General features: G+C 62.7%; 22 protein-coding genes. 5 read left to right on the forward strand and 17 right to left on the reverse strand.

All coding sequences use genetic code 11. The features are described from left to right. Positions 1-2 precede the first annotated feature (2 nt). The 15 genes from ptuB to ACP7B7_RS15210 form a co-directional block, all read right to left on the reverse strand. Entirely contained in the window at positions 3-635 is a 633-nt protein-coding gene (gene ptuB, locus ACP7B7_RS15140; RefSeq protein ID WP_426077164.1) for a retron Ec78 anti-phage system effector HNH endonuclease PtuB, read from the reverse strand. After that, positions 628-2076, reverse strand: a complete 1449-nt coding sequence (locus ACP7B7_RS15145; protein WP_426077165.1) for an AAA family ATPase — start codon at positions 2074-2076, stop codon at positions 628-630. The genes ptuB and ACP7B7_RS15145 overlap by 8 nt, the downstream gene beginning before the upstream one ends. 116 nt (positions 2077-2192) lie before the next feature. Next, a complete protein-coding gene (gene minE, locus ACP7B7_RS15150) occupies positions 2193-2444 on the reverse strand; it encodes a cell division topological specificity factor MinE (protein WP_426077166.1) in 252 nt (83 codons plus the stop codon). Position 2445: 1 nt separating this feature from the next. Continuing rightward, complete coding sequence (minD, locus tag ACP7B7_RS15155) at positions 2446-3261, reverse strand: septum site-determining protein MinD (protein WP_426077167.1); 816 nt, start codon at positions 3259-3261, stop codon at positions 2446-2448. Between the two features lie 38 nt (positions 3262-3299). After that, the gene (gene minC / locus ACP7B7_RS15160) at positions 3300-4037 is read right to left on the reverse strand and encodes a septum site-determining protein MinC (RefSeq protein WP_426077168.1); all 738 of its coding nucleotides are present in this window, start codon (positions 4035-4037) and stop codon (positions 3300-3302) included. A 220-nt stretch (positions 4038-4257) separates the two neighbouring features. Further along, on the reverse strand, positions 4258-4872 hold the full coding sequence (locus tag ACP7B7_RS15165; protein WP_426077169.1) for a 2-hydroxychromene-2-carboxylate isomerase: 615 nt from the start codon (positions 4870-4872) through the stop codon (positions 4258-4260). Positions 4873-4904: 32 nt separating this feature from the next. Continuing rightward, positions 4905-6353: an NAD(P)-binding domain-containing protein gene (locus tag ACP7B7_RS15170; RefSeq protein WP_426077170.1), complete on the reverse strand. Its 1449-nt coding sequence runs from the start codon at positions 6351-6353 to the stop codon at positions 4905-4907. Then, complete coding sequence (locus ACP7B7_RS15175; RefSeq protein ID WP_426077171.1) at positions 6350-7861, reverse strand: M81 family metallopeptidase; 1512 nt, start codon at positions 7859-7861, stop codon at positions 6350-6352. The genes ACP7B7_RS15170 and ACP7B7_RS15175 overlap by 4 nt, the downstream gene beginning before the upstream one ends. Before the next feature lie 7 nt (positions 7862-7868). Beyond that, positions 7869-8657, reverse strand: coding sequence for an ABC transporter permease (locus ACP7B7_RS15180; RefSeq protein ID WP_426077172.1), 789 nt, complete (start codon positions 8655-8657; stop codon positions 7869-7871). Further along, on the reverse strand, positions 8654-9526 hold the full coding sequence (locus ACP7B7_RS15185) for an ABC transporter permease (RefSeq protein WP_426077173.1): 873 nt from the start codon (positions 9524-9526) through the stop codon (positions 8654-8656). The genes ACP7B7_RS15180 and ACP7B7_RS15185 overlap by 4 nt, the downstream gene beginning before the upstream one ends. After that, positions 9523-10620, reverse strand: coding sequence for an ABC transporter ATP-binding protein (locus ACP7B7_RS15190; protein WP_426077174.1), 1098 nt, complete (start codon positions 10618-10620; stop codon positions 9523-9525). The genes ACP7B7_RS15185 and ACP7B7_RS15190 overlap by 4 nt, the downstream gene beginning before the upstream one ends. A gap of 2 nt (positions 10621-10622) precedes the next feature. After that, on the reverse strand, positions 10623-11702 hold the full coding sequence (locus ACP7B7_RS15195) for an ABC transporter substrate-binding protein (protein ID WP_426077175.1): 1080 nt from the start codon (positions 11700-11702) through the stop codon (positions 10623-10625). 16 nt (positions 11703-11718) lie between these two features. Further along, complete coding sequence (locus ACP7B7_RS15200) at positions 11719-12771, reverse strand: porin (protein WP_426077176.1); 1053 nt, start codon at positions 12769-12771, stop codon at positions 11719-11721. 43 nt (positions 12772-12814) lie between these two features. Then, complete coding sequence (locus tag ACP7B7_RS15205) at positions 12815-13804, reverse strand: membrane dipeptidase (protein WP_426077177.1); 990 nt, start codon at positions 13802-13804, stop codon at positions 12815-12817. Positions 13805-13836: 32 nt separating this feature from the next. Further along, positions 13837-14817, reverse strand: coding sequence for a LysR family transcriptional regulator (locus tag ACP7B7_RS15210; RefSeq protein WP_426077178.1), 981 nt, complete (start codon positions 14815-14817; stop codon positions 13837-13839). A gap of 326 nt (positions 14818-15143) precedes the next feature. Here ACP7B7_RS15210 and ACP7B7_RS15215 point away from each other — a divergent pair, with 326 nt between their 5' ends. After that, complete coding sequence (locus tag ACP7B7_RS15215) at positions 15144-15530, forward strand: hypothetical protein (protein WP_426077179.1); 387 nt, start codon at positions 15144-15146, stop codon at positions 15528-15530. A gap of 103 nt (positions 15531-15633) precedes the next feature. Here ACP7B7_RS15215 and metE read toward each other — a convergent pair whose 3' ends face one another. Beyond that, on the reverse strand, positions 15634-17949 hold the full coding sequence (gene metE, locus ACP7B7_RS15220; RefSeq protein ID WP_426077180.1) for a 5-methyltetrahydropteroyltriglutamate--homocysteine S-methyltransferase: 2316 nt from the start codon (positions 17947-17949) through the stop codon (positions 15634-15636). A gap of 112 nt (positions 17950-18061) precedes the next feature. Between metE and ACP7B7_RS15225 the strand changes: the two genes are divergently transcribed. The 4 genes from ACP7B7_RS15225 to phbB all read left to right on the forward strand — a co-directional run bounded on the left by ACP7B7_RS15225 (position 18062) and on the right by phbB (position 21767). Next, complete coding sequence (locus tag ACP7B7_RS15225; RefSeq protein ID WP_426077181.1) at positions 18062-18970, forward strand: LysR substrate-binding domain-containing protein; 909 nt, start codon at positions 18062-18064, stop codon at positions 18968-18970. Between the two features lie 96 nt (positions 18971-19066). Next, positions 19067-19570: a phasin family protein gene (locus ACP7B7_RS15230; RefSeq protein ID WP_426077182.1), complete on the forward strand. Its 504-nt coding sequence runs from the start codon at positions 19067-19069 to the stop codon at positions 19568-19570. A gap of 193 nt (positions 19571-19763) precedes the next feature. Further along, a complete protein-coding gene (locus ACP7B7_RS15235) occupies positions 19764-20942 on the forward strand; it encodes an acetyl-CoA C-acetyltransferase (protein WP_308923342.1) in 1179 nt (392 codons plus the stop codon). A gap of 84 nt (positions 20943-21026) precedes the next feature. Continuing rightward, complete coding sequence (gene phbB / locus ACP7B7_RS15240) at positions 21027-21767, forward strand: acetoacetyl-CoA reductase (protein WP_426077183.1); 741 nt, start codon at positions 21027-21029, stop codon at positions 21765-21767. A gap of 174 nt (positions 21768-21941) precedes the next feature. Here phbB and ACP7B7_RS15245 read toward each other — a convergent pair. Continuing rightward, on the reverse strand, positions 21942-22760 hold an 819-nt coding region (locus ACP7B7_RS15245; RefSeq protein ID WP_426077184.1), incomplete at its 5' end, for an IS110 family transposase.

Here is a 22760-nt window from a genome sequence, read left to right on the forward strand (position 1 = left end):
TATCATATTGGTAATATGGTGTGCCGGATGGCTGTCGAAAAGGGGCGGCTCTCGATCGCGGCCAGTTCGTTCTCGTATAGTTTTTTGCACTCATCCCGCGTCAACTCGCCCGACGCCACCATCTGCATGACTTCCAGTCCCTGGTCGACATACGAGGCGATGGCGTTGCGTCGCATGGCGCGCAAGACGCCATTCAGGTTGAAAATACGAATCGTCTCGTTGGCGCGTCTTGTCTCCGCAGCCGTCAATCCTGCCCGCACCGCCACGCTGCCATCGCTGACGAACACGAGAAAATGCTCGGGGTCTTCTTCGTCAGGTTTGATCAGGTCGGCTGGAGTGTACGGTGGCAGTTCATCCTTGTATTTGCCACAGTTCTCGAACCGATTGCAGGATCCGAACAGGTTGGACCACAGGAAAGTAACCTTGGGATCGCGTCCCTTCTGGCGAAAATGCTCGATATGCCGTTTGTCGGCACGCAGCTCGCCTTCGCAATAGGCGCAGCGCTGGCCTTGCATGTCATCGAGGCTCTGCCATAGCTCTTTCCTGTCGTCGGCAGTCAGGTCATTCCAGTTATTCGCCCCATGCCGATACCTGGACAGGCAGGTTGGCGCCGAGCCGCGTTCCAGCTTACGCATCGCCCGTCTCGCGCAGCGGCAATGTGCGCTTGAACGCCTGCAGGCGGATCAGGCGATCGCAATCGAGCATCTTCGGATGGTCCGGCCCAAAATGCTCATTGAGTTCTTTCCGCAGTTGTCTGCCCTCTGGTTCCTCATGCAGATTCTGCTGGATTAATGCGAGATAGCGACTGAGCTGCCGTGCCGGCTCGACATCGGGCACCGGATCGATACCCATCACATTGGCCAGCACATCCGAACTGGCCACGCCCATGGTTTGCTGGTCGACGGGATTGACCACCATGCGCTTGCGTCCGCTGTCTTCGTCCCTTTCCCAATCGAGCCGGCGTATGCACCTGGCATCAATACTGCTCAGTACCTGCGGGCTGTGCGTCGTGACGATAAACTGGATATTCGGAAAGGCCCGCTGCAGGTCGGGCAGCACGGTTTGCTGCCATTCCGGGTGCAGATGCATGTCGATTTCATCGATCATCACAATGCCATGCGTCAGCAAGGCCGCCTGTTCGCCATGGTGGGTATTGAGCTTGTAGCAGCGGTAGGCAATATCGCCCACCAGCGCCAGCATATTGCGGATGCCGTCGCTCAACTGGTTGACCTTCAGCTTGCCCTGCTCCGCATGATCGAGCACCAGCTCGTCGTGTTCCGCGCTGTATTCCAGCGTGTGCCAGCCGGTATGGGCTTGCAGAATGGTATCGATGGCTTGCTGCACGGCGCGCACGGGTGCGATCAGATCGCCGGCGATGGCGGCATCGGGAGCGAGATTTTTTTCCAGATTGCGGATCTGCGCATCACGCAGGGACTTGAAGACGCGTGTATACCACTGCGCAAAATCGGTATAGCTCGATGACGGCGCCAGACAGTCGCGATAAGCCCAGGTGCGCGATAGCGATGCCTGGTCCAGTTTTTCAGATTTGCCGGCCAGTTTTTTCTGGCTCCAGAGTCGGCCTGTGCCGTAGTAGCCCAGAATGGGCAGATTGTCTACTTTTACTTGACCATTGGCGAATATACGATTCTCCAAATACTGGGCATACCCATACAGTGCTATTGCATCGGAAAAAGCATTATTTTTTGTCTTGCTGGTTTTCTTGACGCTGTCACGGGCACGTTTGCCGTGCCATTCCAGATCGGCATAAGCTGATTCATGACTCATCGGTTCAACCGTGCCATGGGATTCAATCACACACGGCAAGCGCCATTCCATCTGATGCGCCGCCATTTTTTCGTGCAATACATCGTCGATCTGTATACCGGTGGTATCGAGCGTGATGCTTGCCAGATCAAATCCTGCAATATAAGGCCACAAGGCGATCTTGATCGCGTCGAGCAGCGAGGACTTGCCCTGGCCGTTGCGCGCCACGATTACCGTCAGTTGGCGATCGAAAGCAAGCTGCACATTTTCAAAGCAACGGAAATTCTGGATCGTGATCCGTTCGATTTTCAATGTCGGCTCCAGTGCGGCATGAGTGAATGGCGTCGTGGGGACAACGCGAAAAGGGCTGACTCAACGCCAACCCTTTGATTATAGTGCTGTTTCTGGCGGCAGCTTGCCGGCCGTTCTTACGCGTCCGGCAGCACCACGTTGACGTCCAGCACTTCCAGGTTGCCCTGGCGGTCGAGCGAGATCTTGATGTCTTCGGCGTTGACCTTGGTGTACCTGGAGATAACCTCGATCAATTCCTTGTGCAGGGCGGGCAGGAAGTCGGGGCCGTCGCGGCCGCTGCGTTCGCGCGCGATGATGATCTGCAGGCGTTCCTTGGCCGCGCTGGCCGTTTTCGGTTTTGGGGGGAACAGGAAAGAAAGCAAGGCCATGTCACTTCGTCCCAAAAATGCGCTGGAGCAAACCAGGCTTTTCATAGTTGGTGAAGCGCAGTTCCACTTCTTCGCCGAGGAAGCGCGAGACCACGTCTTCGTAGGCTTGCGCCACGTCGGTGCCCTTGAAGTGGATGGCCGGATTGCCCTGATTCGAGGCGGCCAGTACCTGTTCCGATTCCGGAATGATGCCCACCAGCGGGATGCGCAGGATTTCCTGCACGTCCTGGTAGGACAGCATCTCTTCCGATTCCACCCGTTTCGGCGCGTAGCGGGTAATCAAGAGGTGCTCCTTGACCGGCTCGGCGCCGGTCTGCGCGCGGCGCGACTTGGCTTGCAAAATGCCCAGGATGCGGTCCGAATCGCGTACCGACGATACTTCCGGATTGGTGACGATGATCGCTTCGTCGGCGAACGTCAGCGCCATCAGCGCGCCATGTTCGATGCCGGCCGGTGAATCGCAGATGATGAATTCGAAGCCCATGTTGATCAGGTCGTTCAACACGCGTTCCACGCCTTCCTCGGTCAGCGCGTCCTTGTCGCGCGTTTGCGAGGCGGGCAGGATGAACAGGTTGTCGCAGTGCTTGTCCTTGATCAGCGCCTGGTTCAGGGTCGCTTCTTTATTGATCACATTGATCAGGTCATAGACCACGCGGCGTTCGCAACCCATGATCAGGTCGAGATTGCGCAGGCCCACGTCGAAGTCGAGCACGGCTGTCTTGTGGCCGCGCAGGGCCAGGCCAGTGGAAAAACTGGCGCTGGAGGTGGTTTTACCGACACCGCCCTTGCCGGACGTCACAACAATAATTCTTGCCACAAATAATCCTTTTCAGATATCTCTCGGAGTTGTCCAGCTCAAGAGCGGTTGACGGGGGTGACCGGTTTGACAGAGTGTATCTCTATTCTGTCGCCAGCCAAGCGAATTTGCGCCGGCCCGCCCTTCATCTCCGGCGTAAAGCCATCCTCGAAGGTACGGTACACGCCGGCGATCGACACCAGTTCCGGCTCCATCGCCAGCGCGAAGATGCGCGCCTGCGGATTGCCCGAGGCGCCGGCCAGCGCGCGCCCGTACAGCGAGGAATACACATGGATGCTGCCGTCGGCGATGATCTCGGCGCCATTGTTGACGACCGCCGTGATGATCAGGTCGCAGCCGCGCGCATAGATGCGCTGGCCGGCGCGCACCGGCGTGTCGATCACCATCACCTGCGCTTCGGCGCCGGATTCGGCGGCCAGGGTCGGGCCGTCCTTGGCCGGCGCATCGTCGCGCGTCTTGCCACTGTCCAGGCTCAGGCCCTGCGCCAGGATGGCGTCATGCATCTCCGGCGCGGCATTGCGCACGGCAACGGCGTTCAAACGATATTTTTTCAGCAGGGCCACCAGCGCGCCCCAGTCGACGGGGCTGTCGCCGGGCGCCAGGTCGGCCACGTCGAGCACCGCCAGGTCGTCCTCGAAAAAGTCGGCCACGCCGCCCGTCATGTCGTGCAAGGCCGCATCGAGCGCCTGCGTATCGGCGCCATGCACGATGGCCGAGACGGCAACGACAGTGGAAATCTTGATTTCAATCGGCTTCTGCGGCAGGCTTTTGGACATAAACGTTGTTCAGAGTGAAACTGCGGAAGGCCCGGTGACCGATAGGCGCACATGGAAAGCAGTAAATTTCTTGCATTCTACTGCAAAAAAATCGCCGTCAGGGGCCGCACAGATGCTATTCCGTAGAGCAACATGTGCTTGATGTCAAAAAACAAGGGCGGCGCCCGGAAAACCCGGTGCGCCGCCCCTGAAGACCGCTGAAAGCCGCCCTGCATGCGGTTCAGCGCTGCCTGGCCCGTTCCAGTGCTTCGTCCACAAAGTCCAGGTGATCCTGGCCCCAGAACAGTTCGCCCCTGACAACATAGGTGGGCGTGCCGAAAATGCCCAGCGTCTGCGCGTCCAGCAGGTTTTGCTGCCATTCGGCCACCACGCCGGCCGGCGGCGTCTCGCTGACCAGGTCGGCGCCGGCCTCGCCCAGGGTGGTGGCGGCGATCTGGCGCAGGGTTGTCACGTCGGCGATATCGCGCTGTTCCGCCCACAGCGCGCGCTGGATGGCAAACGAAAAGGCGCGCGCATCGAAGCCGGCGCGGGTGGCGGCGATCACGGCCTGGGCCGCCGTCTCGATGGTGCGGCACGGGTAAAAGCGCGGCGTCACGTTCAGGGCGATGCCCAGGCGCCGGCTCCAGCGCCGCAGTTCGGTGGCGTGATAGCGCTGGCGCGCGTCCGGGCGCTGGCTCAGGGGAATGCCGCCATTGTCCTGGATGATGCGGATCGGCCGCAGCCGCACCGGTACGCCGTGCTGCTCGGCGATGCGGTAGGCCCGTTCGGCGCCCATATAGGCCCAGGGGGAGGAGATGCCATAGAAAATATCGAGGCTCAGGTCGTCGTTGCTCATTGTGTCGGTAGCGATAGTAGTAATTGATTGCATCATGCGTCGGCGTCAGTCCATTCGTCGCCCTGCAGCTCGGCCACGTCGTAGTTTTCCATGTCGCGGTAGTGCAGCGCGATATCTTCCTGGAAGAAACGCTCGGCGATGCCGGCCGCCAAGCGCTGGGCGCCCGTGCTGACGGCCGGAATATCGCCCGACACCTTGCCGTGCGACAGCATGGCCGCATAGTTGAAGCAGTGGATGCTGGCCAGGCCCGGCTGCGGCGCGCCCTTGGACTGGAATTCGAAGATGGGGCCCAGGTCGGGCGACTCGCGCAGTTCCGCCGGGCCATCTTCGGCGCCGGCCGGATAGCGTTCCTGCCAGCGTTTGATGTGCGGCGCCAGCGCGGCCAGCTCCGGGCGCAATGCCAGGTCCTGGCAAAAGCCGGTGCCAAAAATGATATGGTCGAGCTGGTAATGACCCTTCGGCGTGGCCAGCGCCACCGCACCCGTGGCATCGATGGACAGTGACAGCAGCGGGCTGCCGACATGGAAGCGCGCGTTGGCATGGCGCGACACGCGCAGGGTGCTGTCGCGCGGCGGCGGCGGGTGGGTCGAGATCGAATACGATTGCAGCTTCCATTTCCACTCGTCGGCCAGGCCCAGGAAACCGTGCACCAGGCCCGGGTTGCTGATGCCCGTCAATTTGTTTATGCGCGGAATGTCGGTGCGGCGCACGAACAGGTCGACGCTGGCCGCGCCCTGTTCCAGCGCGGTAGCGGCATTGTCCATCGCCGAAGCGCCGGCGCCGATCACGGCCACGCGCTTGCCGCGCAGGGCGCCGAAATCGATGGCGTCCGAGGTATGCGACCAGTAGCGTTTGGGCAAGGCGTCTGCGATCGGCGGCACATAGGCGCCGCCCAGGCCATCGCGGCCATTGGCCAGCACCACGCGCCGCGCCGTGACGCGCTCGTCGCCGCGCGGACCGTGCAGCATCACGTCCAGCATGCCGTCGTCGCGCCCCGTGATGCCGGTCAAGGCCGTATCGTTGTCCACCTGGATGCCCAGCACGGCGCGGTACCAGTTCAGGTAATCCATCCACATCGGGCGCGGGATCTTGTCGAGCCGGTCCCAGGCCGGTGTACCGAACAGCGCTTCGAACCAGGCGCGGAAGGTCAGCGACGGCAGGCCCAGCGCCGGCCCTGCCAGGATTTTCGGCGAGCGCAGGGTCTGCATGCGGGCAAAAGTGACCCACGGCCCTTCGGCGCCGCTTGGGGCACGGTCGATCACGCGGACCTTGTCGACACCCAGCAACTGCAGGGCGGCGGTGGCCGTCAGGCCGCACATGCCGGCGCCCACGACAAGAACGTCGACGACGGCCTGGCCGTCATGGCTGCGCGGATGGACCCAGGGCTTGGCGGGCAGGCACAGCATGTCCAGCTCGCGCCGCAACTGGCGTTCCAGGCGCGTCAGTTGCTCCGGGCCATGTTCTTCGGGATCTTGCTTCATTCGGACTGTCCTTGATTGCGTTGAATTTCAGAGTGCACGGCGGCATCCCAGGCGGCGGCGTCGAGCGGCACCAACGGCAGGATGGGGCGCCGCCGCGCCGTGTGATCGAAGCGCGCCATGTCGGGCGAGGCCCAGCCGCCGCTGTCGGCCAGCACGATGCCGGCGCTGGCCAGCGCGCTGTAGGAAGCACGGAAGTGGGCCGAGGTTTTAATTAAAATCACGCGCTGATCCGCCAGCGTGACGCCCTGGCTGCTAAACGCGGCGCTATCGTAGGCCTGGATGCGGGCGCTCGATACCAGCAGTTGGCCGTTGCTCACTTGCAGCACCGCGCCCAGGCCGCCGTCGACCAGTTCGCCCGTCATCATGGGGCCGGTGTTGCGGTAGGCCAGCGGACCGGTGCGCAGCACCACCGCATCATGCTGGGCCACGCTTACCGTGCCGCCCACGCCGGCCGATTGCGCCCGCAGCGCCAGTTGCGGATCGATCAGGATGCCGGCGGCAAACGGATACGGCTGCGCCAGCAGCAGCGACAGCAGACGCGTATCGTTGCCGGCGCCACCGGCGCCCGGGTTGTCGCCGACATCGGCCAGCACCAGCGTGCCGCTGCCGTGTTGCATATCGTCCAGCACGGCCTGCAGCCGGGCCGGGCCGGGAAACGGCGCCAGCAGGGCGGCGTGATGGTGCCAGACCAGCGCCGCCAGTTCCGCAAACGCGGCGCAGGCGAGATCACCATCGCTGCCCGTGACCAGCACGCTGGTGCAGCCGCGGTCGCTGTCGGTATAGGGAAAGCCGCCCAGCAAGCCGATATCGATGATGCCTTGACCACCATGAGCCTGCGTGCGGCGCCGGCACCAGTCGGCCAGCGCGGCAAACGGTCCCTCGTCCATGGTGTTTTGCGCCGGCATTGGCACGGCCAGCGGCAAGCGGAAATGCCAGCTGCGCAGGGGTTCGCCCGCGCGGTGGCGCAAGGCCAGTTGTACCAGTTCGCCGCCGCGTTTTCGCGTATCGTCGTGCGGATAGCGCAGGCCGGCCAGCACCAGGTCGGCGCTGGCCAGCAAGGCGTGGCCCGGGTTGGCGTGGAAATCCAGGGTGCAGGCCAGCGTGACGTGCTGGCCGATGCGCCGGCGTACCGCCTGACAAAAACGGCCTTCGGCATCGTCGAGGTCCTCGACGACCAAGGCGCCATGCAGCAGCAACAGCACCACGTCACACGGCTGCGCGGCCAGCGCGCTGTCCAGCGAGGCCAGCAGATCGGCCTCGATTACGGCCCACGAGGCGGCGTCGACCATGCCGCCCGGATGCGCGGCCGCACACAGGCCGATGGTGGTCTGCGCGCCCGCATCATCGAGGGCGGTCAGCACGCCGCCCATCCAGTTATTGCTGGCGCCGAAACGCTGGCGCACTTCCTCGCCGGCCACATAATGGCGGCGCCGGAAGTCGGCCAGCGTGACCCGCTCGGGCAGGAAGGCATTGGCTTCATGAAACAGCTGCAAGACAATCGCGTGCATGGTGGTCCTACAGGGCGCGGCGCAGGCCGACCACTTTTTCAATCAGCACCGTGACCGCCAGCGATACCAGGATCAGCAGCACGGACAGGGCCGCCACCTGCGGGTCGGTGCGGTACTCGATATAGCGGTAGATTTCCACGGGCAAGGTCACCACCTGGGTGCCGGACACAAACAGCGAAATCACCGCTTCGTCGAAGGAAATCAAAAACGCCATGGCGGCGCCAGCGATCAGGCCCGGGCGGATCAGGGGAAACGTAATACGCCAGAACACGCGCCAGCGGTTGGCGCCCAGCATCTGCGCCGCCTCCTCGCAGCGCGCGTCGAGCGACTGCAGCGACATCGACACGGTGCGCACCACATACGGAATCGTGATGCCGAAATGGGCCAGTACCAGCCCCGCGTAGGTGTCGAGCAGGCCGAAGTGCGACAGGATCAGCAGCAGCGCCACGCCGATCACGATGTTCGGCACCATCAGCGGCGAGACGAACAGCCACGACAGCACGCCCTTGGGCCGCGCCGGCATGCGCCGCATCGCCAGGCAGGCGGCCACGCCGGCGCCCAGGGCCAGCACGGCCGTGGCCACGCCCAGCCACAGGCTGACCCACGACGCGCGCAAAAAGGCGGCGTTGTCGAGTACTTGGCGGTACGATTCCAGCGACCAGCTGGCCGGCGGAAACGCCAGGTAGGGCCGCGAATCGAAGGACACGATAAACACCACGATGATCGGCCCCAGCAGGAACAGATACAGGACCAGCAACAACAGGCCGTGCAGCAGAGAGTGGATGCGCTTCTTCATGCGTCACGCTCCAGATGGTTCAGCACGCGCTGATACAGGGCAATCACGGCGCCGAACAGCAGCAGCAACAGCACCGACAGGGTGGCGGCCAGCGGCCAGTTCAGGGTGACGGTGGCTTCGCCGAAGATTTCGGTGGCTAATGTGAACACGCGGCCGCCGCCGATCAGGCGTGGCGTGACAAAGGCGCTGATCGACAGCACGAACACCAGCAGCGCGGCGGTGACGATGCCGGGCAGGCTCAGCGGCAAAATCACGCGCCACAGCACGCGCGCGGGACTGGCGCCCAAGAGGGCGGCGGCATCCTCGTAATCGCGGTTCAGTTTGCCCAGGCCGCTCAGCATGGCCATGATGGCGTAAGGCATCAGGATCTCCGTCAGGGCCACCGTGGCGGCAAAAAAGTTATTCGAAATCGGCAAGGGTGCGCTGATCACGCCCAGCCAGGAAAGACCGCTATTGACCAGGCCCTGGTCGCTCAGCATCACCATCCAGCCATAGGTGCGCACCACCGAAGAGGTGAGCAGCGGCGCGATGGCCAGCGCCACCAGCAGGCCGCGCCAGCGGCTCTCGGTGCGGGCAAGAAATAGCGCGATCGGATACGCCAGCAACACCGCCAGCAGCGCCACCAGCGCCGACAATTTGATGGTGGTCAGCGCCACCTTCCAGTAAAACGGATCGGCGATCACGGAGAGGTAATGGGCCAGCGTCAGCGGGCCGCTGTCGCCCAGGGTGCTGTCGGAAAACGAGATCTTGCCCAGCCAGCCCAGCGGCAGCAAAAAGGTGATGCCCAGCGCCAACAGGCCCGGCAGCAGCAGGGCCAGCATCAGCCAGCGCTGGCTACGGGGTGGTTGCGCGCTCAGTGTTGCGTTCACAGCAGCACCACCGCATCGGGCCGGCATGCCAGCGTGACGGGTTGACCGTAGGCAAGCTGGACGCTGCGCGGCGCATGGGCGTGCAGCTCGACCGTGATCAATTGGCCGGCCGCCTGCATCTGGTAGGTCAGCAGGTCGCCCCGGTACGCCACGTCGGCCACGCTGGCCTGCAGGCGCAGCGCGTCGGGAATTGCACCGTCATCGAGGTAAAAGTGGTGCGGGCGCACCATCAGCGTGACGGCTTCGCCCACGCGGCGCGCTGGCTGCGCCGGCAAGCGCCAGGCGTCGCCAGCCAGCGCGGCGGCCGTGACGGTGATGCCGCCAGCGTCGCTGCCGCTGACCACCGCGTCGATAAAATTGGCGCGGCCGATAAAGTCCGCCACGAAACGGTTGGCCGGTGCGTCATAGATATCGGCCGGCGTGCCCACCTGCACCAGCTGGCCGTCCTGCATCACGGCGATGCGGTCTGCCATCGCCAGCGCCTCGTCCTGGTCATGCGTGACGAACACGGCCGTGATACCGGTACGCTGCTGGATGGCGCGGATTTCGATGCGCAGCGCCTCGCGCAGCTTGGCGTCCAGGTTCGACAGCGGCTCATCGAGCAGCAGCACCTGCGGCGCGGTGATCAGCGCGCGCGCCAGCGCGATGCGCTGCTGCTGGCCGCCCGACAGCTGCTTGATGCGCCGGCTGGCCTTGTCGCCCAGGCGCACGGTGTCGAGCGCTTCGGCCACGCGCCGCTTGCGTTCGGCGCGCGGCACGCCCTGCATTTCCAGGCCGAAGCCCACATTCTGTTCCACGCTCATGTGCGGAAACAGCGCGTACGACTGGAACACCATGCCGATATTGCGCTGGTGTACCGGTGCGTGCGTGACATCGACGCCGCCGATGGCGATGCTGCCGGCGCTCGGTTCGACCAGGCCGGCGATCATGCGCAAGGTGGTGGTCTTGCCGCAGCCGGACGGCCCCAGCAGGGCCAGCATGCCGCCGCGCGCCAGTTCCAGGTCGAGTCCCGCCACGGCGGGCGCGGCCTGGCCCGGATAGATTTTGCTCAGGCCGCGCAGGACCACATGTGCTTCGGCGTGCGTCGATGTCATGGTCAGCCTCCGATGACTTCACGTTTGATGCGCTGCACCCACGGGCCGTAGCGGTCCGACAGCCAGCTCCAGTCCAGCTGTACGCTGCGTTTTTCCACGTCGGCGCCGCCATAGATGCGCTGGCGCAATTGCGGCGTCAGCGCGGTCTTCTGGTTGCTGGCGCCATAGAACAGCGCTTGCGCAAAGTTCAGCTGGGCTTCCGGGCTGATCGCGTAGTTGATGAACAGCTGCGAGGCGTCCGCGTCGGGCGCGCCGGCCACCAGGTTGATGGTGTTGAGCTGGCCGGTGCTGCCTTCTTTCGGGATCACCACCGCCACGTCGCCATTGCTGATGTCGTGCGTGTACTGGCCGCGGCCGTTCCAGCCGATGCCGATCGCGGCCTGGCCCGAACGCACGGCCGTATAGATGTCCGGCTGCGGCTCCCAGGTCTGCACCAGCGGCGCGATTTTCTTCAGCAGCGCCAGGCCCGGGTCGATCGACTGCTTGTAGTCGCCACCGGCCATGCGCGTCAGGATCGGCAGCAGCGCCACGCCGCGCGTGTCGGCCACCGGCATGGCCAGCTTGCGCTGGAATTCCGGCTTCGCCAGGTCCATCCAGCTGCTTGGCGCCTGTTTCACCAGCTTGGTGTTGTAGATGATGGCCAGGTCGTCGCGCGAAATCACGGGACCGTAGTTGCCGGCCGTTTTGGCCCACGGGTGCAGGTCGGCCAGGTTGCCCACCTTGCGCGGATCGAGCGGAGCAAACAGTTTTTCGCGGTTGCCGGTGGCCGCCACCATAACGTCCATGATCACCAGGTTGATGGTCGGGCGCGACTTCTGCATGCGCAGCAGGGCAGTGGCTTCCGCCGAGTTTTTCACGGGGCGGTAGGCAATCGTGATCGACGGATATTTTTTCTGGAACGGCGCGATCACCTGTTCCGTGTATTTGTCCTGGAACAGGCCGGCAAAGCCGATAATCGTCAGCTTGGCCGTCGGCGCCGCCGGCTGGGCCAGGGCGCACGGTGCGGCGCCGAGCGCCAGCGCGGCGGCCAGAGCCAGCGTGCTCAAGGCGCGGCGGCGGGGGGAAATGGTGCGTATTGTCATGATAAAACCTTTTCGGTCAGAACAAATGGCGGATACCGACGGCCACCGCGTTTTGCGTGGTGGCGCCCGTTTCCAGCGTGCTCAGGGCGTTGAAATTGAGGGCCGCGTTTTTCACCACGGCGGCCACCGCATACACGTCGGTGCGCTTGCTGAGGATGTAGGTCAGGCGTGCGCCCACCTGCTGCGGATTGCCCTTGGTCATGGTGTTGCTCTGCTCGATGTCCTGGTAGTAGTAACCGATGGCGCCATTGAGCAGCGGCGTGAAGTTGTAGCCGACACCGGCCCACGACAAGGTGTCGCGCTGCGACTGGATGCCGCTGGCGGCCTTCTGGCGACCCAGGCGGTGGCCGGCGCTGAAGGTCGCGTTGCCCCACTGGTATTTGCTGGCCAGCGCAATCTTGCGGTTGTAGCCCGTGTTGCCCAAGGTAGCGGCGGCGGTGCTGGCGGCGGTATTGGTCTGGTCGGCGCTCAAGGTGACGCCAAACGGCCCCGGCGTGTAGGAAAACCCGGCCGAGTAATTCTTGCCGGCACTGCTGTTGCCGGCCACTTCGCCGAGTCCATAATGGACGGCCACTTTCAGGTCGCCCGTGGTTTTTACATACTTGACGGAGTTATCCGTATAGATCGATTCGATCTGCGCATACGGCTCGTATTGCGGCGCGCGGGTCAGCGGAAAGTAAGGATTGATGATGTCGAACATGGCCGTGTACTGGCGGCCCACGGTGACCGTGCCCAGTTCCTTGTTCTCGATGCCGACAAACGACAGGCGGCCGAACAACTTGTCGCTGGAACTGTTGGCGCCGGTGTCGACGCGGAAACCGCCTTCCAGCGTGAACAGGGCCTTGTAGCCGTTGCCCAGGTCTTCGCTGCCCTTGAAACCCCAGCGCGAGCCGTACAGGCCGTCCGAGGTTTCACGCATGGTGCGGCCCGAGCCGGGGCTGCCGCCGGCCAGGTTGTTGATCGATTCCAGGTTGACGTCCAGCACGCCGAACAGCGTGACGTTGCTTTGCGCCATGGCCGGCAACACCACCGCACCGGCCAGCAGGGAACCCAATAATACTTTTCTCATCTCTTGCTTTCACGTTTAAAAAAACCAGCGGCGCTGCCCTGGGTCATGGCGCTTGCCAGACCCGTTCCAGATAGTTGAGCCAGTTTTCTCCCAGCACCTTCACCATTTTTTCTTCGCTCCAGCCGGCCCGCTGCATGGCGTCCGCCAGCAACGGGCGCTGTTCCAGCGGGCCCAGCGGCTTGACCACCTTGGCGTGGCCGAACGGCGTCAGTTCGCGCGCATAGCCTTTGTCGTGATTGCACCATTCGAGAAACTCGCTGGGGCGCGCATGGCCCTGCGAGGCATCGGAGCCGATGCCGACGTGGTCCTCGCCGGCCAGTTCGATCACATAATCGAGCGCGGCGACATAGTCATCGATGGTGGAGTCGTTACCTTTTTGCATGAAGGGGCCGAATTGCGACAGGCCGATGATGCCGCCGCGCCGGCCCAGTTCGGAAATCAGCGCATCGGACTTGTTGCGCTTGATGTCCTTCATGCCGGCGGGCAAAATGTGTGAAAAGCAGGGCGGTACCGTGGCGTACTCGATCACATCGAGCGAGGTCTTGGCGCCCACATGCGACAGATCGCAGACGATGCCCAGCTTGCCCATTTCGCTGACTACTTCGCGGCCGAAGCCCGTCAGGCCCGAGTCGTTCGCCTCGACATAGCCGGCGCCGCTGTAGTTCTGCGTGTTGTAGGTCAGCTGCATCTTGCGCACGCCCAGATCGCGGAATACGCGCAGGTAGTCGAGCTTGTCTTCGATGCCCGAGGTGTTCTGCCACGACAGCAGCACCGCCGTCTTGCCTTCGCGCTTGGCGCGGCGGATATCGTTCACGCTGGTCGCTTGCAGGATCAGGTCGCTGTGTTCCTCGAACCATTTTTTCCACTGCACCACATTGGCGATCGACTCGCGAAAGCCTTCCCACAAGCCGCAGGTGGCCGACACGCCGGTGATGCCGCCGCGCTGCCACTGTTCGAAAATCTCGCGTGACCAGTTGCAGATATTGAGGCCGTCGAAAACGATGGCGCGCTGGTAGATGGCTTGTGCTTGCATGGGGGAACTCCTGTGTATTCGGTGTATTCGGTTTATTCGGCTTCGGGCTGGGCGGCGCTGGCGGTACGCTGGTAGATGCGCTGCATCAGCTCATCGTGGCGCGCGGCGGGCAGCAGTTCGAAGTTTTGCAGCAGCATCTGCGACGCCTGCTGCAGGGCGCTCACCAGGCGCAGCAAATCCGGTGACAGCGGCTTGTCGCCCGGTGTGACCAGGCCGAAATAAAACGGGATGGCGGTATCGATGGCGCGCACCACCACGCCCTGCAGCGGCAAGCCGTAGGCGGTGGCCGGTTCGACCAGGGCCACGCCCAGGCCGGCGCGCGCCGCCATGATGGCGTTCAGGGACGTATTGGTTTCCATCAGCTGTTGCGGCGCGATGCCGGCCGCCGCCAGCGCGTAGTCGATGCGGCCGCGCAGGCGATACGGGTTGATGCCGGTGATCAGGCGCCGGCCTGCCAGGTCGGCCAGCGCGATGCGTTCCTGCTGCGCCAGCGGATCGGACTCGGCCAGCACGGCCACGCACGGTGCGCCGCCGATCCAGTGCAGGTCGATGCCGCGGTGTTCGATCGGCAAGGTCGCCAGGCCGATATCGGTGGCGCGCGACAGCACGGCTTGCACCACGTGCTCGGCCGAGGCGCTCTCGACCACGATACGGTCCGGTAATCCCGTGTCCTGCAACAGGCCCAGGGCCAGCGGCACGATGGTGGCGGACAGGGCGGTGGTGGCCATCAGGTGGATCGGCGCCGGCTTTTCGGCGGCGATCTCGGCCGCGCGCTGGCGGATGCGCGTCAGGCCATGCAGGGAGCGTTCGACTTCCTGGTACAGCTGGTAGGCGCGTTCGGTAGGCGTCACGCGCGGACCATTGCGCTCGAACAGGGCAAAGCCCGCTTCCGCTTCCAGATCCTGGATCAGCCGGCTGATGGCCGGTTGCGAGCGGTTCAGCAGCTTGGCCGCGCCCGTCACGCTGCCGACCGAGATCACCGCCGAAAAAGCTTCAAGTTGTCGAAGTTGCATGCTTTGCCGCGCTTTCATAATAAGTTAAATGCATATTATCCGATGATGTATGCGTAAAACAAATGATAAAAACGTGTTTTTTTATGCGTTTTTTGATTTGCGGCTTTGACAGGGTGGTGGAGCGGGGAATGGCGTACCTTGGCGCAAGCGGGTTTGCCGGGCCTGGCCGGGCTGTCCTGGCGCTTGACAGGTCGCGGATTGTTGGCCACCGCGACGCTGGTAAGATGCTTTTCTCAACCGTACTGCCGTGACAGGCAGGCGATTGCGCATCTCTGGAAAATCTTGAAGCGCCAAATCCTTGATTGAAAATCCATCACGATCTTAAAATGAAAAAAAATATTGTCGGGTTTGCCCTGATGTTGGGTTTTATGTCTTTCCTGTGGTTTCATCAGAAAAACAGACCGCCATCGACGAAGAATTTTTATATTTCACTGAAAATCAAAGGAACTTCACTGCAGAAGTATGTCGTTAACTGCGGCGGTACAAGTGGGCTGCTTATTTCGGAAACTTGTTTTTTAAGCGGAAAACCGGAGATGGCGGAGATAGATGAGGCATTGAAACATACCGGATGGTCGGATTTTTCGGGTAACCGGTATGCCTTGTATGACTTCCGTGGCTGGTGCAAGGAGCACGGGAGAATACTGACTGGCCAGGGGGAAAAAGGCTGGCAAATTACCTATTTATTTGACAATACGTTTGACTGCCCTGATTGAGAACGATACGGGGCGAGATTTTCAGGTGATGCCAGAAAACGGGGAGGCTTGCGGCCATCCCCCGGTTTTCCTCTTCTTGCCTTTGCTTGCGCGTACCGTTGAATCAGCCGCCGCGCATCTGCCTGGCCGCCTGCACCAGATTGGCCAGGGCCGCTTCGGTTTCCTTCCAGCCACGCGTTTTCAGGCCGCAGTCGGGATTGACCCACAGATTGGCCGGTGGAATTACCGCGCTGGCTTTCTGCAGCAGCCGCACCATCTCGCCGGTCGAGGGAATCCGCGGCGAGTGGATGTCATACACGCCGGGGCCGATCTCGTTCGGGTACTGGAACTGGCCAAAGCCCGTCAGCAGTTCCATGTCCGAGCGGCTCGTCTCGATCGTGATCACGTCGGCGTCCATGGCGGCGATCTGCGGCAGGATGTCGTTAAATTCCGCGTAGCACATATGGGTGTGGATCTGCGTGCTGTCGCCCACGCCGGAGGCCGCAATGCGAAACGCGCGCGTGGCCCACTCGAGGTAGCCGTCCCACTGGCCGCGGCGCAGTGGCAAGCCTTCGCGGATGGCCGGCTCGTCGATCTGAATCATGCCGATGCCGGCCGCTTCCAGGTCCTGCACCTCGTCGCGTATCGCCAGCGCGATCTGCAGCGCGGTCCGCGATCTCGGCTGGTCGTCGCGCACGAACGACCATTGCAGTATCGTGATCGGCCCCGTCAGCATGCCCTTCATCGGTTTATCGGTCAGGCTTTGCGCGTGGACCGTCCAGGCCACCGTCATGGCGGCGGGGCGCTGTACGTCGCCGTAAATGACGGGCGGCTTGACGCAGCGCGAACCGTAGGACTGCACCCAGCCCAGGCGGGTAAACAGGAAGCCGTCGAGTTGCTCGCCGAAGTATTCGACCATGTCGTTGCGCTCGGCTTCGCCATGCACCAGCACATCGAGGCCCAGCGCCTGCTGGCGGCTGACGGCGTGGGCGATTTCCTCGCGCATGGCCTGTTCATAGTCGGCGGCGGCCAGTTCGCCACGCTTGAAGCTGGCGCGCGCGGCACGGATGGTGCTGGTCTGCGGAAACGAGCCGATGGTGGTGGTCGGAAAGTCCGGCAATTGAAAACGGGTGCGCTGCAGCGCCTGGCGCAGCGGGAAGCTGGAGTCGCGCCGGTCGGCCGTCGGAGACAGTTGCTGCAGGCGCTGCGCCACCTGCGGCCGATGCACGCGCACGCTGGCGCGGCGGCTGGCAACGCCCAGGCGCGAGACGGCCAGCGCGGTGCTGTCGCCGTTGCCGGCCAGCGCATCTTTCAGCAGGGCCAGTTCAGCCAGCTTTTCGGTGGCAAACGCCAGCCACGACTTGAGCTCCGGGGCCAGGCCGGTTTCCGGCGCCAGCGTGAACGGCGTGTGCAGCAGGGAACACGAGGGCGCCAGCCACAGCTTGCCGCCGCGTTTGTCGAGCAGCGGCCGCAGCACGTCCAGCGCCGCATCGAGGTCGGTGCGCCAGATATTGCGGCCATCGATGATGCCGATCGATAGCACCTTGTGCGCCGGCAGCCAGTCGGCGACGCCGCTCAGCTCATGCGGCGCGCGGATACCGTCCACATGCAGGCCGGCCACGGGCAGGCGGCAGGCCAGGCTCAGGTTTTCTTCCAGCGGCGAAAAGTAGGTTGCCAGCAGGATGTTTACGCCCACCTGGTTCAGCTGCCAGTAGCTGCTTTCAAACGCGCTGCGCCAGGCGCCCGGCAAGTCCAGGCCCAGGATGGGCTCATCGATCTGCACCCAGTGCACGCCTTGCTGTTTCAGGCGGTCGAGCAGGGCGCTGTAGACCGGCAGCAATTGGTCGAGCAGGGTCAGGCGGTCGAAGCCGGCGGTTTTTTCCTTGCCCAGCCACAGGAAGGTGAGCGGGCCGATCAGTGCCGCCTTGACCTGATGGCCCAGCGCCTGCGCTTCGGCCACTTCGTCGACCAGGCGCTCGCAGGCCAGCGAGAACTGTGTCTGCGGTGAAAATTCCGGCACCAGGTAGTGATAATTGGTGTCGAACCATTTGGTCATTTCCAGCGCGTAATGGCTGGAGGCCGGCGCGCCGTCCGCAGGGGCATGGCTGCAGCCGGCGTGGTCGTGCTGCTCCTCGCCGCGCGCCATCTGGAAATAGCGCGACAGCGGCGATTGCTGGTGGTCGAAGCCGAAGCGGGCCGGTTCGCAGCCCAGCAGTTGTATATGGTTGGCGACCTGGTCATAAAAGGCGAAGTCGCCAACGGTGACGTAATCGAGGCCTGCCTCTTTTTGCAGCGCCCAGTGGCGCGCGCGCAGCTGCTTGCCGGTGGCTTCCAGCGCGGCTTCCGAGACCTCGCCACGCCAATGGCGTTCCAGTGCAAATTTCAGTTCACGTTCTGCGCCGATACGGGGAAAACCAAGAATATGGGTGTGAATGTTCATGATGTCATGGAGATTTAATGTTGATAGGCTAGAGTGTGCGGCAATCTGTTCTATAATAAAAACGAAACATTTTGACGATTAACATGAAAAAAATTCACCATAGCAAGGGCCCATGCTGGAAATCCGCCATCTGCGCACCCTGAGCGCCTTGCGCTCGTCCGGCAGCCTGGTGCGCGCCGCGCAATTGCTGAACCTGACCCAGTCGGCGCTGTCGCACCAGATCCGCCTGCTGGAGGATCGCTACCAGGCGCCGCTGTTCGAGCGCAAGTCGATGCCGATCGCGTTTACGGCCACCGGTAGCCGCCTGCTGGAACTGGCCGACAAGCTGCTGCCCGAGATCGAACTGGCCGAGCGCGACGTGGCACGCCTGTCGCAGGGCGATACCGGCCAGTTGCGCGTGGCGCTCGAATGCCATACCTGTTTCGACTGGCTGATGCCGGTGATGGATGCGTTTCGCCAGCGCTGGCCGGAAGTGGAAATCGACCTGGTGTCGGGCTTTCACAGCGAGCCGGCCGAGCTGCTGCGCTCGGGCGAGGCCGATCTGGTGATCGGCTCGCCGTATGGCCCCGACTTCACCGTGTTTCCCCTGTTCCGTTTTGAAATGCTGGTGGTGATGGCGCAAAAGCACCGCCTGCAGGCCCAGCGCCGGCTGATGGCGGCTGACTTTACCGGTGAAACATTGATCACCTACCCGGTGCCGGAAGAACGCATCGACCTGATCCGTGAAGTGCTGCGCCCGAACGGCATCGTTTTCGAGCGCCGCACGGCCGAGCTGACGGTGGCGGTGCTGCAACTGGTGGCGAGCCGGCGCGGCATTGCCGCTCTGCCGAACTGGGCCATCAAGAACTACGTCGATTACGATTATGTGGTGGCGCGGCCGGTGGGCGAGCATGGCTTGTGGAGCGACCTGTTTGTGTCCGTGCCGCCCGCGCTGGAGGACAAGGCCTATGTCCGCGATTTTGTCAGTGTGATACGTGAACAGTGCGCCGCTTCGCTGGACGGTATCAAGTTGCTGTCCTGATGATCGTTCACTTGGAAACAATCCAACAGAGAGCTTGAGCCAGATCAAGGGATTGCAAGGCAGCGCCGCTTAAAGTTGAGCACTGTGCGGCGCAACATGCACCGCTGTCATTTGAGGAGGTATGCAATGTTTTCATTTTCCGAACAGCTGTCCCAGGCCGGCAAAGCCATCTACGCTGCGCAGGTGAGCAGTGCCCAGGCCCTGGCCGAAGCGGCGTTTCAAGGCGGCGCCAGGCTGATCGACCTGCAGCTCGATACCGCCCGCTCGTCGCTCGCTGCCAGCACGGTGGCGGCGCAGCAATTGCTGTCGGCGCGCGACCCGCAAACCCTGTTGCAACTGTCGCGCGCGCAGTCGCAACTGGCCATGGAACGCATCGGTTCCTATGGGCGCCAGGCAAAGGAAGTTGCCCAAGAAAACCAGGAAAATTTCACGGCTGTGACAAAGGATGAGTTTGGTGCATCGCGTCAAAAATTCGGTGAACTGTTGCAGGCGGTGAAGGAGACACCGTTCCCTCTGATAAACCCGTTCAATAATTTTCTAAAAAGCCCTTTCGGCGCTGCCGATGAAGGGTATGATAAAAACACGCGTCCTGGTCATTGACAGGAACCGCGCGGCCCGGCAGCGGCTATCCGCCGCGCCAGGCCGCCCGCCATCACCGCCAGGCCGGCCGCCATCATTGCCGGCCACGCCAGTGGTGCGACTGAAGCAAAAACGCATGTAGTGATGCAGCTGGTTGCGTCTTCCCGGATTCATCAACACCTTGGCCGTCATGGCCAGCATATCGGAGAAATAAATGGATGATGTCGTAATCGTGGCCGCCGGCCGTACCGCAGTGGGCAAATTCGGTGGCAGCCTGGCCAAGATTCCTGCGTCCGAACTGGGCGCACATGTAATCAAGGGCTTGCTGGCGCAAACCGGCATCGACCCGAACCTGATCAGCGAAGCGATCCTGGGCCAGGTCCTGACGGCCGGCGTCGGCCAGAATGCCGCGCGCCAGGCCGTCATCAAGGCCGGCCTGCCGAGCGCCATTCCCGCTTTCACCATCAACAAGGTGTGCGGCAGCGGCCTGAAAGCCACCCACCTGGCGGCGCAGGCCATCAAGTGCGGTGACGCCAACATCATCATCGCCGGCGGCCAGGAAAACATGAGCGCCTCGCCCCACGTGATGAACGGTTCGCGCGATGGTTTCCGCATGGGCGACTTCAAGATGACCGACACCATGATCGTCGATGGCCTGTGGGACGTCTACAACCAGTACCACATGGGCATCACGGCGGAAAACGTCGCCAAGAAATACGAAGTGTCGCGCGCCGAGCAGGACGAATTCGCACTGCAGTCGCAACTGAAGGCCGAAGCGGCGCAAAAAGCGGGCAAGTTCAAGGACGAAATCCTGCCGCTGGAAATCGCCAACAAAAAAGGCACGGTCGTGTTCGACAGCGACGAATATATCAAGCCGGGCTCGACCCTGGAGTCGCTGGCCGGCCTGCGCCCCGCGTTCTCCAAGGAAGGCAGCGTCACCGCCGGTAACGCCTCGGGCCTGAACGACGGTGCCGCCGCCGTCATCATGATGTCGGCCGCGCAAGCGAAGGAACTGGGGCTGAAACCGCTGGCACGCATCAAGGCCTACGCCTCGTCGGGCCTGGACCCGGCCGTGATGGGCATGGGTCCCGTCTCGGCTTCGCGCCTGTGCCTGAAAAAAGCCGGCTGGACGCATGAAGAGCTGGACCTGATGGAAATCAACGAAGCGTTTGCCGCGCAGGCGATCGCCGTCAACAAGGAAATGGGCTGGGATACCAGCAAGATCAACGTGAATGGCGGCGCGATCGCCATCGGCCACCCGATCGGCGCCTCGGGCGCGCGCATCTTGGTCACTTTGATTCACGAAATGATACGCCGCGACGCGAAAAAAGGCCTGGCCGCCTTGTGCATCGGCGGCGGCATGGGTGTCGCTTTGGCGATTGAGCGCGATTAATTTTCGGCGCATCAGCTCCGGCAGGCGGTGCCTGCCGGTATAACGACAAAATTCAAATAGCAGCACGACACTGAGGGGATGAAAATGGCAAGAGTTGCATTAGTAACCGGCGGCATGGGTGGTCTGGGCGAAGCGGTGTGCTTCAAGTTGGCGGCGCTGGGCTATCGCGTGGTGACCACGTATTCCCCGGGCAATACCAAGGTCGATGAATGGCTGGCGACCACCAAGGACCAGGGCTATGACTTCAAGGCCTATCCTTGCGACGTGGCGGACTACGATTCGGCCGCCGCTTGCGTGGCGACGGTGGAAAAGGAAATCGGCCCGGTCGACGTGCTGGTCAATAACGCCGGCATCACGCGCGACATGACCTTCAAGAAGATGGACAAGCCGAACTGGGACGCCGTGATGGGCACCAACCTCGATTCCGTCTTCAACATGACGAAGCCGGTCTGCGACGGCATGGTCGAGCGCGGTTGGGGCCGCATCATCAATATCTCGTCCGTGAATGGCCAGAAGGGCGCCTTCGGCCAGACCAACTATTCGGCCGCCAAGGCCGGCATGCATGGTTTCACCAAGTCGCTGGCGCTGGAAGTGGCGCGCAAGAACGTTACCGTCAACACCATTTCGCCAGGCTATATCGGCACCAAGATGGTGATGGCGATTCCACAGGAAGTGCTGGACAGCAAAATCATCCCGCAAATCCCGATGGCGCGCCTGGGCAAGCCGGAAGAAGTGGCCGGCCTGGTGGCCTACCTGGCGTCCGACGAGGCAGCCTTTGTGACGGGCGCAAATATCTCGATCAACGGCGGCCAGCACATGTCGTAAGCCGTATCGCAGCACCATCAAAAGGCAGCCTCGCTGCCTTTTTTTTTGCCTGGCATTGTTTGAGGCAGTGGTAATGTCGGGTTACGCGCGAAGCGCTAACCCGACCTACGGCTGCTTTATGTTTGTTATTGCTGGTGACGGTATCGGGTAGTCGCGTAGATACTGTTATCCCCGTCAAGCGTTGTGCAAGGTTGGATCAAATATTTTTCCCGACCTGAGCACGCCGAATGCCACGTGCACCAGCTTGCGCATCATGGCGCCGATGATCAGTTTCGGTGCCTTGCCGGCAGCGCTGAGCCGCTGGCCAAAGCGCTGACCCCATGGTGTCCTGTATACGGTCACCATGGCTGGCATGTACAGCGCCTTTCGCAGGAAACTGTGACCAATCTTCGACATGCGTGGCTTGCCACGTACGCTCGATCCTGACTCGTGCTGGCGCGGGTCGAGTCCCGCAAACGCCACGGCTTGCTTGGCGTTGTCGAAGCGCTCGGTATCGGCATAGTACGACAGCAACACTGGTATCGTGCGCTCACCCAGACCAGGGATGCTGTCGAGCAGCTCGCGCTTATCGCGTAAATCCGGATCATCGTCGATATGGCGCTTGATGGCGCGAATGAGTTCCTTGATTTCTTTGTCGAGCCAGGCAATGTGATCCTCGATACCCTGGCGTACCGCTTCTCGCGCGACGTCGAGCCGATTCGTTTCCTGCAACCGCATCGCTTGCACCGCTTCGAGGCGCAGCACCAAGGCGCGCAGTGCCTGCGCGGCGGGCGACGGCGCTGTCCACGGCTGCGGTTGGCGCTCATGGGCAAAGTCGGCAATCAACTGCGCGTCGACCTTGTCGGTCTTGGTGCGTACCATGCGCGAGGCGCCAAAGGCCTTCATCTGTGCCGGATTGATGACACTGACCACCATGCCAAGTCCGGCCAGATATTCGGCAACCCCTTCCCAGTAAGTGCCAGTCGCTTCCATACATACTCTCGGGTTGCCGGC

It is taken from the genome of Janthinobacterium sp. PSPC3-1, from assembly GCF_049896105.1.
GTDB lineage: Bacteria > Pseudomonadota > Gammaproteobacteria > Burkholderiales > Burkholderiaceae_D > Janthinobacterium.

What these genes read in the sequence shown, in the direction of transcription:
- ptuB (WP_426077164.1), bottom strand. Translation starts at nt 635, where the DNA reads ATGCGTAAGCTGGAACGCGGCTCGGCGCCAACCTGCCTGTCCAGGTAT.
- minE (WP_426077166.1), bottom strand. Translation starts at nt 2,444, where the DNA reads ATGGCCTTGCTTTCTTTCCTGTTCCCCCCAAAACCGAAAACGGCCAGC.
- minC (WP_426077168.1), bottom strand. Translation starts at nt 4,037, where the DNA reads ATGTCCAAAAGCCTGCCGCAGAAGCCGATTGAAATCAAGATTTCCACT.
- ACP7B7_RS15165 (WP_426077169.1), bottom strand. Translation starts at nt 4,872, where the DNA reads ATGAGCAACGACGACCTGAGCCTCGATATTTTCTATGGCATCTCCTCC.
- ACP7B7_RS15170 (WP_426077170.1), bottom strand. Translation starts at nt 6,353, where the DNA reads ATGAAGCAAGATCCCGAAGAACATGGCCCGGAGCAACTGACGCGCCTG.
- ACP7B7_RS15175 (WP_426077171.1), bottom strand. Translation starts at nt 7,861, where the DNA reads ATGCACGCGATTGTCTTGCAGCTGTTTCATGAAGCCAATGCCTTCCTG.
- ACP7B7_RS15180 (WP_426077172.1), bottom strand. Translation starts at nt 8,657, where the DNA reads ATGAAGAAGCGCATCCACTCTCTGCTGCACGGCCTGTTGTTGCTGGTC.
- ACP7B7_RS15190 (WP_426077174.1), bottom strand. Translation starts at nt 10,620, where the DNA reads ATGACATCGACGCACGCCGAAGCACATGTGGTCCTGCGCGGCCTGAGC.
- ACP7B7_RS15195 (WP_426077175.1), bottom strand. Translation starts at nt 11,702, where the DNA reads ATGACAATACGCACCATTTCCCCCCGCCGCCGCGCCTTGAGCACGCTG.
- ACP7B7_RS15200 (WP_426077176.1), bottom strand. Translation starts at nt 12,771, where the DNA reads ATGAGAAAAGTATTATTGGGTTCCCTGCTGGCCGGTGCGGTGGTGTTG.
- ACP7B7_RS15205 (WP_426077177.1), bottom strand. Translation starts at nt 13,804, where the DNA reads ATGCAAGCACAAGCCATCTACCAGCGCGCCATCGTTTTCGACGGCCTC.
- ACP7B7_RS15210 (WP_426077178.1), bottom strand. Translation starts at nt 14,817, where the DNA reads ATGCAACTTCGACAACTTGAAGCTTTTTCGGCGGTGATCTCGGTCGGC.
- ACP7B7_RS15215 (WP_426077179.1), top strand. Translation starts at nt 15,144, where the DNA reads ATGAAAAAAAATATTGTCGGGTTTGCCCTGATGTTGGGTTTTATGTCT.
- metE (WP_426077180.1), bottom strand. Translation starts at nt 17,949, where the DNA reads ATGAACATTCACACCCATATTCTTGGTTTTCCCCGTATCGGCGCAGAA.
- ACP7B7_RS15225 (WP_426077181.1), top strand. Translation starts at nt 18,062, where the DNA reads ATGCTGGAAATCCGCCATCTGCGCACCCTGAGCGCCTTGCGCTCGTCC.
- ACP7B7_RS15230 (WP_426077182.1), top strand. Translation starts at nt 19,067, where the DNA reads ATGCACCGCTGTCATTTGAGGAGGTATGCAATGTTTTCATTTTCCGAA.
- ACP7B7_RS15235 (WP_308923342.1), top strand. Translation starts at nt 19,764, where the DNA reads ATGGATGATGTCGTAATCGTGGCCGCCGGCCGTACCGCAGTGGGCAAA.
- phbB (WP_426077183.1), top strand. Translation starts at nt 21,027, where the DNA reads ATGGCAAGAGTTGCATTAGTAACCGGCGGCATGGGTGGTCTGGGCGAA.